We start from the raw sequence: 11211 nt of genomic DNA on the forward strand, positions 1-11211 counted from the left end.
CTCCTGCTCCCATCGGTTTTCCATATAACTCTTTTAAATACTCTAAATCTCCTGCTCCCATCGGTTTTCCATATAACTCTTTTAAATACTCTAAATTCCCTTGCTTATGTTCTTTACCGTAATAAGCTTTTGATATAACTTCTCCACCAATTAACGATAATGTTTGGGCATTTACCTTTTCAGTTGTAATCGTAATTGTTTTCGGATCGATGACTTGAATCCCCTCAATAGATGTAGCCTTTCCTTCTTTATATGCTTGCCCACCCTTTATTGCTGTTTGGCTTATGTCCGTTGCACCACTATAAGTGGGATCATGCAATAACGTTAATGTAAATGCTACGTCATCCGCTGTTAACGGTGAACCATCACTAAACTTTAAATCATCTTTCAAATGAAACGTATATGTAAGCTGATCCTCCGAAATATCCCATTTCTTCGCTAGAATTGGAATTGGTTTCCCCTCCTTATCCAATCCAACGAGAGGAGCAAAGATAGCTTGTGTTATATTACCGTCCCACCCATTTTCCATAAAATGCGGAAGGAATATCCCGCCAGGGCTCGGCATTCCCACTACAAAGGTATCCTTTCTTTCTTTTGCCTTTGCTGGACTTTTTACTTTGTCACTCGCCTTAATAAACTCATCTTTTACTTTCGGCATCTTTGCTGCTTCATTTGTACTTTTCTCTTCTTGAGCGCATCCTGCTAATAAAACCGATGTACTAAGGAATGTAGCAAATAACCCTTTCAAAGCCTTTCGCATAATTCTCACCCTTACTTTCCTGTTTTCTAATTAAGTAGTAACATAAAGATCCTTTCTGTAACTATCCTTATTTATCCCATAAAAATAGTATGAATTAATTTCAAGATTATTCCTTTTCACTAGTTATGTCAATCCTTGCTAATTGATTTCTTTCAAAAAATAAAAAACACATTCTATTACCTAATAGTCCCGCATAGAATAATAACAATTAACTACCAAGAAGGGGGCGAAAATATGGACAACCTATTCCAATATGTCCTGCACTATGTATTRTTAACAATCATRATAGTCGGGGCGTTATTACTRTTCCCTTTCTTCCCAAAGTTCGTCCTCTTTTTAGCTTTTTTTATTATGCTCGGGATAGCTATTATAATTTCAACGAGGGAAGATACCACACAAAAAGAAAGCAGAGTTCAGCGCGTAAAGCTGTAACTCTGCTTTCTTTTTTCAGTCATAACGTATTCTTGTTAAACCAATTACGAAAAATACTCCTGCAAATAAAATGAGTATACCAATATATCCTCCTATATCTGCTAATGTACCTCCCCTTACAATTAACTCAGTAAAGCCACGCATCGCCCACGTTTGCGGAACAAAATTTGCCGCCGCTTGCATCCATGAAGGCTCAATTTCAATTGGCCAATAAAGACCGCTAATCATACACGTTGAAATTACAACGATATTCCCTAGTGCGGACTGTTGTTCTGTTGTTTTCACGATACTTGCCAATAATAAAGCTAGACCAATAACCGCTAATAGCAATACTGAAACGAGTGTAATAACCCCTAATAAATTTCCCCACTGCACATCAAATAATGAATGCGTTAATATCATTAAAACACCAAATTGAATCCACCCTATTAAAAAGAAGGAAAGGATATATCCTGCTAGTATTTGAACTTTTGAAACTGGTGCCCCTAATAAACGAGACCAAACMCCAAGTTGTCTAGCTTTCAAAATRGTTCCCGTCGCACTTAACATGACAATCATGACGAATAGAATTGAAAAACCTGCCRCTCGMCCTGTAACGTTATTTAACTTTTGATCATCGTGTAAAATCAATTCTTCTTGAATCGAAACAGGATCTATTTTTGTATAAATTGTTTCATACATCGTTTCCCACGAAGTGTTACTTTTCTTCTCAAAATCTCTTGCTGCACTAACTTCTATCTCCATCTTTTTTAATGCACTTGCTAATACTTGCTCTACAGAAGTTCCACCCGTAAAATCAGCACTGGCTTGAAATTGGATATTTTCTACTTTTCCATCTAGCATACTCTTTTGAAAATCTTTCGGAATGATGATTATACCAGATGATTTCTTATCTTCGATCCTCTGTGTCCCTTCCCTATACGTTACCTTTTCTATAGAAATTAAATCACTTTTCTTTATTTCCTCATAATACTTGCCAGATAATACAGAACCACCTTTATCTACTAAACTAACATTTACTTTCTCAGTCCCACTTCCGCCTAAAAGTCCACCGAAAATGAGTGTAAAAATAATAGGCATTCCAAACATGAGTATATAACTTTGTGGCTTTATTAAAATTTGTTTTAATTCTAGCCAACAAAGCGCCCAAACTTTCTTCATCATTTCCCCTCCTATCTCGTACGTAAACGTAACGTTCCAATCATAACGGAGATAATTCCTGCACTACATAAACTTAAAATGACAGGGAATAGCCCATCCCAAGATGTTCCCAACATAATATTTAAGAAGCTCGTAAGTGCCCATTTATTCGGAGCAATATTCGCAACTGTTTGAAGTGTATCGGGGAATACGTAAATCGGTAACATTGATCCTCCTAATATAGCTAGTATTTGAATACCGATTCCCCCCATTAAATCTGCCGTTTTTTCCTCACGAATAAAAGCGGCGATTAACATAGATAAACCAGAAACACAAATTGCATAAGAAATTCCCAACACTACTATTTGAGACACATCTTCGCCCCATTCCACATGAAACATAAAGTGTGTAGCAACTATAAATATTCCAAATTGTATACAGGCAAATAGTAATGTACCTAAAAACTTCCCGAATAAAATTGAAAATGAGCTCGTCGGTGTACTGAACAAACGTGCCAACGTTTCAGTTCGTTGCTCTGTTACAACTGACTTTGCACCTACTGTTATGTTATATAGTAAAAACATGACTAACATTGCTGCTGCATAATATTGCATCGCTGCAACTGTTTTTTTGCCTAYCGTTCCTTTTTGGATRTTAYCCACACTTGCAGTTGCTATCGTCTGTAGACTTCCACTTACYTCTTTTGCAACTTGTGCTACATCACYMTGYTGAGRTTTYGCTAATTCTGTTACAACACTTTTAGTAGATACTGCGACTGTTTGAACACGTTCTGAAAAAGAGCRGATCATTGAYTCRGCAATTTTCGCTTGTATATCTTTTGATGGGTCTATAAGCACCTTTGGTTCTTTTAATTTTCCATCTTGTATTTGTTCGCTCCATTTATTTGGTATGACAATTCCTACATCGATTTTCTTTCCCTTTAACATATCTTCAAGCTCTTCCTGAGAATTAACTACCTTTACTTTCACATCATCTTTTATTTCTTTAGATTGCAATACATCTTTTTGAAAGACATCTGCAAACTCATCCGTTCCCCCTTGATAATAGCCAATTACTGTTTTCGGTAGTCCACCACTCTCAAATACATTACTTAATGCTGAACCTAAAATGGCCGTTAATACAAGTGGCATAATTAACATCATCATAAATCCGCGCCGRTCAATTAAACGGATTTTTAAATCTTTCCATGCAATAATGAAACTTCTCATCTCGTACTGACCCCCTTAATCACGAAGTGAACGTCCTGTTAATTGTAAAAAAAGTGCCTCTAAATTCGGTTCTTTTACTTCCAGTTTTAAAATTTGAGCTTTGTTTTCAACAACTTCTGAAACAACTATGCCAATTGCCTCGCCACCATTTAGTCCAATATCAATCGTGCTATTATCTTCGTCAAAAATAATCCGCTCAACAACAGGTAGTGCCTTCAACTTTTGTAGCAGTTCCGTATTATAGCGATTTAATTGCAATTTCACTATAAACCCATCTGTCAGACGATTACATAACTCTCTTTTCGTTCCTAGCGCAATTACCTTCCCATGATCAACGATGGCAATTCGCTCACATAAATACTCAACTTCTTCCATGTAATGACTCGTATAAATGACCGTCATACCTTTTTCATTTAACTTTTTAACAGTCTCTAAAATATGATTTCTCGATTGCGGATCAATCCCGACTGTCGGTTCATCCATAATTAATARCTCTGGTTCRTGCATAAGTGCTGCGCCAATATTAATACGCCTTTTCATTCCACCTGAAAATGTTTCAATTTTATCCTTCCCCCGGTCCTGTAAACCGACGTAGGCTAACACTTCCTCTGCCCGCTCTTTTGCAACTTTTCCATTTAAACCGTACATCTTTCCCCAGAAGATTAAATTTTCCTTTGCTGAAAGTGTCGGATACAGCGCAATGTCTTGCGGGACAATACCGATTTTCTTTTTCGCTTCTAATGGATACTCTTTTACAGATTTTCCACCAACTTTTATATCACCACTATCGTATGGAATTAACCCGCAAATCATTGATATCGTCGTTGATTTCCCCGCTCCGTTTGGTCCAAGCAATCCAAATGTTTCACCTTTTTTCACTTCAAAAGAAACATTCTTTACGATTTCCTTCTTGCCAAATGATTTCGTAATATGATCTATGACTAACATATTGATTCAGCCCCTTTGTATTCATCTACACTTTCATTGTAGAAAAATTTCTTTTCTTCTCCATCAGCCTTAAGATAGAAATACAAAATAAAAAAGCAGCAAATTCYGCTGCTTTTTYACACTTATATATGCCAAAAGTCATGTGTATGTCGTAACACCATATCTTACTGCGTATATTGCTGCTTGTGTTCGATCTCTCAGTTCTAGCTTACTAATCAAATTAGAAACATGATTCTTAACAGTTCCCTCTGTAATAAATAGCTTTTCGGCAATCTCTTTATTATTTAACCCCAGTCCAATTGCTCTTAAAACATCTACTTCTCGCTCAGTTAATTGTTTTAGTTGTTCTGGTGGGTTACACTCTACTGCCACTTTCGTCTTTTTTAATTCCTCTATAATTTGCGCTGTTATATCCTGAGGAAGCACAACCCCGCCACTATGCACCGTTAAAATTGCTTGCGCGATTGCATCTGTCTCCATATCCTTCAATAAATAACCACTCGCTCCTTGCTCTAATGCCTCAAAAATAAGCTCACTATCACTAAAAGTTGTTAACATAAGAACCTTTATATAAGGAAACTTTTCTCTAACTAAACGAGTTCCTTCAACACCATTCATACGAGGCATCCGAATATCCATCAAAATAATTTCAGGCTGTAATTGTTTCACCTTTTGTACGACTTCATCCCCATCACTAGCGGTCCCCACCACTTCTAGTTCAGGACGTAAATTTAATATCATTGCCAATCCATCACGAATCAGTGATTGATCATCAACAATCATAATTCGAATCATAACGCTCCCCCTATTACCCATGTTTTTTCTCGGAGTGGAAATTCGATTTTTAGGCGAAAACCTTTTTCTATTTCACTCTCAAATTGAATGATTCCACCATGCTCCTCTACACGTTCTTTCATATTAAGTAAGCCAAATCCAGGGCTTACTTCATTGACTCCCATACCATTATCCCAAATACATAACTTAACTTGTTCCACTGAACAAACTAAACTTACTTCACATAAACTAGCTTTTCCGTGACGTTTTGCATTCGTTAAAGACTCTTGCATAATACGAAGCAACGTAGGCTGTAGTGACAACGGAATCAAAACCGGATCTCCTTGTAATTGAAAAGATACTTGTACTTTCGTCACTTTAGAATATCCATGYAACATTTCACGCATATTATCTATTATGTTTCCTAGTTTACTTTCCTCTTTTAAAGCATGCACAGAAGCTCTCACTTCTTGAAGTGATTTTCTAGCTAACCCATGGCATGTATGTAAAACCTCTTCTGTAGCGTCCGATTTTTGTTTCCATAAAACCTCCGCCAGTTGTAACTGAACAAGTAATGCCGTCATATTATGACCAACAGTATCATGAATTTCTCGGGCAATATCATTTCGCTCCCGAACAGCTGTCAATTCTTCTACCTCTTTTGCATATAGACGTAATTGTTCATGTGCTTCTTTTAAAGCTGTATGAGATAATGCTAATTYCYCATATTGCTCATCTACCATTTKCCGMGCRGCYGTAAGTTTTTTTATTAAGTTTCCAGCTAAAGCACTGAARATGATAAACATAAAGTTAATTGCATTACTCTCCAATTCCAGACTCTCTGTATRTTGATACGTATGTAGTATATTTATAAACCAACAAAGAAAGAAAAAAGCGATAAAAAAATAAGTCATCCTTTTACGCCAATCATGAATAAATAATCCTACCGCATCAATTCCAAATATAATTAAATACAAACATGTCTCGGGAAATAAAAACCCTAATAACGCTGTGACAATACCGTTTGTGAGCAAGGTATAAAAACCAAGTTTCCTACTCCCTTTTGCTTTTACAAGCAAAATATGATTCACAATATAAATAAAAAGTGCAATACCGACAAAAATTTGTAAATTTTCTGTTTCACGTGAAACATGATTTGTGTAAACTAAGCAAATCATGACGATTGTAGCAATCCGCGCATATCCTAACATAAAATTCTCCCCACGTTTTAGTGACCTAAAGTTCATTCTCTTATCACAGCAACAAGAAAATTATACCAATTTTTCTACTTTCATTATACTAAAAAGAGCAAGCCCTCCCCAAAAATATGAGAAAACAACTTGCTCTTTTTCATTCTATTTTCTTTACTCCACAATGTTCTCTAACTCATTATATAACTCCGCTCGTAAAAACTCTTTTTTCGTTTTTTCTTCATATAATTGTTCAAGCATTTCAACATCAACTACATTTTCCATTTTACATTCGAGTGCATATATATCTTCTTCTATATGCATTAACTCGTTTTCAACTGCCTCTAAATCCCTAGACTTCTTCTTTTTTATAGGCATTACTTCTAACGCTTTATTCCCTTGCTGTTGCTGCTTCTGTTTTACTACTTGTTTCTCAATTCTTTCTTCCCACTTTTGACGAGCCCATGCATAGTTCCCTGCAAACTCAAATAATTTGTGCTCATCAATCCAATATGTCTTTTCAAAAAATTTATTTAAGAAATAACGATCATGTGAAACAGCTAAAATCGTCCCATTATATTGTTCAAGGGCYTCCTCTAAAACTTCCCTTGATTCAATATCAAGATGATTCGTCGGTTCATCTAAAATAAGAAAGTTAACATCTTGATACATAAGTTGCGCGAGCCTTAACCTCATTTTTTCTCCACCGCTAAGTTGTGTTACTTTCTTAAAAACAGCTGGACCATAAAATAAAAAACGAGCTAATATATGTCTTGCTTCTCCCTCTGTTACAGCCACGCAATCTCTGAAAGCTTCCAATACATTGTTCTTCATATTCCCGTACGCATGTTGCGATAAATAACCGATTTTCACACTACTACCAATCCGAATTTCTCCAGCATCTTGCTGCATTTCTTTTAGTAATAGTTTTAATAATGTAGTCTTTCCTGTACCATTACGTCCAACGATAGCTGCGCGCTCCTGAAAACGAATATGCAAATTTACTTTCTCGAATAAAGATCGTTCAGCAAATCCTTTACTCACTTCTTTCATTACAACAACATCTTTCCCGCTTCTCTCTTGCCCTTCAAACTGAAGTCCCATCTGTTTTCTATCCAAAATGGGTCTCTTTAGTTTCTCTATGCGCTCTAATGCACGTTCCATATTTCTGGCTCTCTTATGCAATCCTTCATTCGGCGGATTCGCTTGATTTGCCCATTCACGTAGACGCTTAATTGCTTCTTTCATTTTCTTTATTTTCTTTTGCTGTTCTTGATACGCTTGAAATTCTTGAAGYAGCCTTTCTTCCTTTTCCTCAACAAACTGTGAATAGTTCGTATGATATACGTGAATTTCTCCATCTTCTAAATCAAAAATTTTCGTTACAACTTCATCAAGGAAATAGCGATCATGCGAAATGACCATAACTGTTCCTGTATACTCTTTTAGAAATTGTTCTAACCACTCGACTGCAAATAAGTCCAAATGATTTGTTGGTTCATCTAACAAAAGTAAATCTGGTTTCTGCAATAGCATATACGCAAGGCTTACTTTTGTTTGTTCTCCACCACTTAACTCCATAAATGACCTTGGAAATAGTTCCGTCACCTGTAGACCATTTGCTACCTTCATAATATTCGCTTCTATTTCATAACCACCGAGAAACGCGTACCTTTCTTGAATTACTCCGTATCTCTCCATCAATTTTTGTAAAGCAGATGATTCCTGTTCTTCCGCCATATTTTTTTCTAAAGCATGCATTTCTATCTCCAACTCTTTTTCCTTTTTAAAAGCGGAGCTTAATACATCATATACATTCATTTCATTATTAAATTTTGGAATTTGTGCTACATGACCAATGCGCGTACCTTTCTTCACATGAATAGCTCCTGCATCCAAACCCTCAATTCCTGTTAAAAGCTGAAAGATAGTTGTCTTCCCACTACCGTTACGACCAACTAATCCAATACGTTCTCCATTCTTTATTTCAAGCGATATATTTTCAAATATGATGTTTCCACCAAAAGATTTCTTTACATTATTTACACTACAAATTGTCATTTTCCGTACTCCTTTCAATATAAAAAACCATGGGAAAGAAACATTCCCCATGGTTTTTGTCATAGAAAAAGGAAGCCAAATAGCTCCCTTTTCACACGTTTATCAAAAATGGGTGAAGAGACTTCTATCGTTCAATAGCTACTATGCAATTGTTAAAAAAGGGCATACGTATCCCGTTAACAACTACATCATGAAAAATCGCACGACAAATATAGATATAATCTAAAAATTTTGCGCGCGTAGCTAAAGAACATTTCATCTCATTCACTCCTTTCGTACGGAATTTAATACTTACTTCTTTATTATACTTCCCCGATTTATGTTTGAATAGTYATTTTTCTGAAAATAATGAAGATAGACTAAACATTTCAATAAGTGACATCAAATCTTACAAAACTGTTATGTTCACGTAATGGAAAGCGATAGTACGAAAAGATACCTCCCTATACAATAAAGATGTAAACAAGAGAGACAAAAACAAGGAGGAAACAATCATGATGAAAGAAATCGTAAAAGCAATCTTTGAGGTATTAGTGAACGGACAAGCAGTTGTAAAAGAACTAAACGAACTATAAAAGGGAGGAAAGAACTATGATGAACATGGTAAAAATGATCTTACATGCTTTAGTTGATGCGAAAGCAGTTAGCCAAGAATTAAACCAACAATAAAAAGGGGTATATGAATATGAAGAAAGCCATTATTGTAATCGCAAGTACAGCAATTGCCTTATACACAATAAAAAATAGAAAAAAGAAACAAAATGAAAATGCTCTATATTATCCATACACACTATTAAAGAAAAAATAAAAGACAAGGTACCCTATTACAATGAGGATATCTTGTCTTTTATTTTTCCCTATTCCCTTTAAAGGATTTCCTTCTCCTTTTCCCGAATGTATTAAGCGGGATTTTTACATATATTTTAAAGGGGCATATATACAAATGGATACACAACAACTATATTTTTTAAACGATATCGGTAAACAAAAACCAGAAAGTATTCGGAACAGAAACACTGCATGTCCTTTTTGTGACAGAGAAAATTTAACGGATATTTTAGCAACTGAGGGCTCTATTATTTGGTTGAAAAATAAATTCCCTACATTAAAGGATACCTTTCAAACCGTGCTAATCGAAACAGATAATTGCGAAGAACATATCGCAACATATACAGAAGAACATATGAGAAAACTAATTCGCTTCTCTATTCTCCATTGGTTAAACTTACAGGAAAATGAAGAATTCACTTCTGTGATTTTATACAAAAATCATGGTCCATTTTCAGGCGGAAGTTTGCACCATGCACATATGCAAATTATCGGAATGAAACATGTAGACTATCTTGAAAATATTGAGGAAGCAAATTTCCAAGGGGTAATTGTTCAAAAAAATGAACGCATTGAACTCAACATTTCAGAGCGTCCTATTATCGGCTTTACTGAATTTAATATCATCATTGAAGATATTGCATGTATAGATGAAATGGCCAATTATATTCAGCAAACTGTACGTTACATACTGACAGATTTCCATAAAGGATGTAGTAGTTATAACTTATTCTTCTATCACTTAAACAGGAAAATTATTTGTAAAGTTGTTCCTAGGTTTGTCGTTTCACCGTTGTATGTAGGATATAAAATACCTCAAGTTTCTACAAAACTAGAAGATGTGAAAATACAACTAGCGCAGTATTTCACGACAGAAAAGGATGAAATTATTCATAAAAAAACAGAGTAGGTATAGAAAACCTACTCTTTGATTACACCTTTATTTCGATAGTATACATCCTCTAATCCGATGTTATACTTCATATTGTTATCCGTCCACTCTGGTCCTAAATTCCCCGGCCATCCAGATGTATTCGCTATATATTTCAGTAATGCAAAATCAGTCAAACCTTTTTGCACCCCGCGCTTATAACCTTTTATTAAATGCGGCATTGCAATTTGCGCATTTGTACGTGGATCTTTCAGCTCTTCATCAGTTAAATGATCTGGCGCAAGCCCACCACCGCGGTGTAATTGAAACAATCCGAATGAAGTTCCGTTATCTCCAACACTTCTTGGATTTAACCTACTTTCGTGTTCGGCAATTGTAAGAGGTATCCATTCCGGAAGGTTTACTTTCTTTGCTTCCTCTATAATGATTTGTTTCATCTGTTTTGCTTCTTCTGAATCAACATAGCTTGTCTCATTCATTAGCTTACCCATTCCTTCAGACTTTCCTTGGAAATATAAATACACTCCAAGAACAACTAAAAATCCTACAAAGAATTTCTTCACTACCTCTACCTCTTTCTCCGCTGAAATTTGTCCCCTTTCAGCCTTTCTTTTACAATTACCAACACTCTATCATTCTCTTACCTTTCAATCATAGCAAATTACTATACATATTATCATCATGCTTTAGACCGATTTTGCGAAAAAACATATGGTAAATACGTGCAAAAATGTAACTTACATGGACTATAACTTATTTCTTGTATATAATTGTAAATTGAATTCTATATATAGAATAGGAGCATAAATAAATGAAAAGAACTCTACTAATCTTTTTCAGCATTTTACTACTCATTCCTATACATACCTCTGCACAAACATCATCAAAATCAAAAGTACTCGTTTTGTATAGTACAGAAGACAACAAAATTACAAACAATGTACAAATCCTTAATAC

General features: G+C 35.4%; 12 protein-coding genes and 1 pseudogene. 4 read left to right on the forward strand and 9 right to left on the reverse strand.

From position 1 onward, the window contains the following. A partial coding sequence (locus AC1DJR_RS07515; RefSeq protein WP_477002315.1) for an ABC transporter substrate-binding protein occupies positions 1-760 on the reverse strand: 760 nt, incomplete at its 3' end. A 234-nt stretch (positions 761-994) separates the two neighbouring features. On the opposite strand from AC1DJR_RS07515, the gene AC1DJR_RS07520 reads away from it, so the two are divergent. Then, on the forward strand, positions 995-1192 hold the full coding sequence (locus AC1DJR_RS07520) for a hypothetical protein (protein WP_477002316.1): 198 nt from the start codon (positions 995-997) through the stop codon (positions 1190-1192). 15 nt (positions 1193-1207) lie between these two features. On the opposite strand, the gene AC1DJR_RS07525 is transcribed toward AC1DJR_RS07520, so the two are convergent. The 7 genes from AC1DJR_RS07525 to AC1DJR_RS07555 form a co-directional block, all read right to left on the reverse strand. Continuing rightward, the gene (locus AC1DJR_RS07525) at positions 1208-2353 is read right to left on the reverse strand and encodes an ABC transporter permease (RefSeq protein ID WP_477002317.1); all 1146 of its coding nucleotides are present in this window, start codon (positions 2351-2353) and stop codon (positions 1208-1210) included. An 11-nt stretch (positions 2354-2364) separates the two neighbouring features. Continuing rightward, a complete protein-coding gene (locus AC1DJR_RS07530) occupies positions 2365-3561 on the reverse strand; it encodes an ABC transporter permease (RefSeq protein WP_477002318.1) in 1197 nt (398 codons plus the stop codon). A 15-nt stretch (positions 3562-3576) separates the two neighbouring features. Further along, positions 3577-4509 carry an ABC transporter ATP-binding protein gene (locus AC1DJR_RS07535; protein WP_060750744.1) on the reverse strand — a complete coding sequence of 311 codons (933 nt, stop codon included), beginning with the start codon at positions 4507-4509 and terminating at the stop codon, positions 3577-3579. 138 nt (positions 4510-4647) lie between these two features. Then, positions 4648-5304, reverse strand: coding sequence for a response regulator (locus tag AC1DJR_RS07540; protein ID WP_033706325.1), 657 nt, complete (start codon positions 5302-5304; stop codon positions 4648-4650). Beyond that, a complete protein-coding gene (locus AC1DJR_RS07545; RefSeq protein ID WP_477002319.1) occupies positions 5301-6494 on the reverse strand; it encodes a sensor histidine kinase in 1194 nt (397 codons plus the stop codon). Before AC1DJR_RS07545 ends, AC1DJR_RS07540 begins: the two co-directional genes overlap by 4 nt. 153 nt (positions 6495-6647) lie before the next feature. Beyond that, positions 6648-8534: a ribosomal protection-like ABC-F family protein gene (gene abc-f, locus AC1DJR_RS07550; protein WP_477002320.1), complete on the reverse strand. Its 1887-nt coding sequence runs from the start codon at positions 8532-8534 to the stop codon at positions 6648-6650. A gap of 124 nt (positions 8535-8658) precedes the next feature. Further along, on the reverse strand, positions 8659-8793 hold the full coding sequence (locus AC1DJR_RS07555; RefSeq protein ID WP_002139888.1) for an RAxF-45 family protein: 135 nt from the start codon (positions 8791-8793) through the stop codon (positions 8659-8661). 420 nt (positions 8794-9213) lie between these two features. Between AC1DJR_RS07555 and AC1DJR_RS07560 the strand changes: the two genes are divergently transcribed. Next, the gene (locus AC1DJR_RS07560; RefSeq protein ID WP_002029408.1) at positions 9214-9342 is read left to right on the forward strand and encodes a hypothetical protein; all 129 of its coding nucleotides are present in this window, start codon (positions 9214-9216) and stop codon (positions 9340-9342) included. A gap of 135 nt (positions 9343-9477) precedes the next feature. After that, a complete protein-coding gene (locus AC1DJR_RS07565) occupies positions 9478-10272 on the forward strand; it encodes a DUF4931 domain-containing protein (RefSeq protein WP_477002321.1) in 795 nt (264 codons plus the stop codon). Positions 10273-10283: 11 nt separating this feature from the next. On the opposite strand, the gene AC1DJR_RS07570 is transcribed toward AC1DJR_RS07565, so the two are convergent. Next, on the reverse strand, positions 10284-10817 hold the full coding sequence (locus tag AC1DJR_RS07570) for a transglycosylase SLT domain-containing protein (protein ID WP_429687626.1): 534 nt from the start codon (positions 10815-10817) through the stop codon (positions 10284-10286). A gap of 248 nt (positions 10818-11065) precedes the next feature. Here AC1DJR_RS07570 and AC1DJR_RS07575 point away from each other — a divergent pair. Further along, positions 11066-11211 (forward strand): annotated as a pseudogene (locus tag AC1DJR_RS07575) (DUF2334 domain-containing protein); the annotation flags it as partial.

The sequence above is a fragment of the Bacillus sp. 05T31 genome, assembly GCF_056396725.1.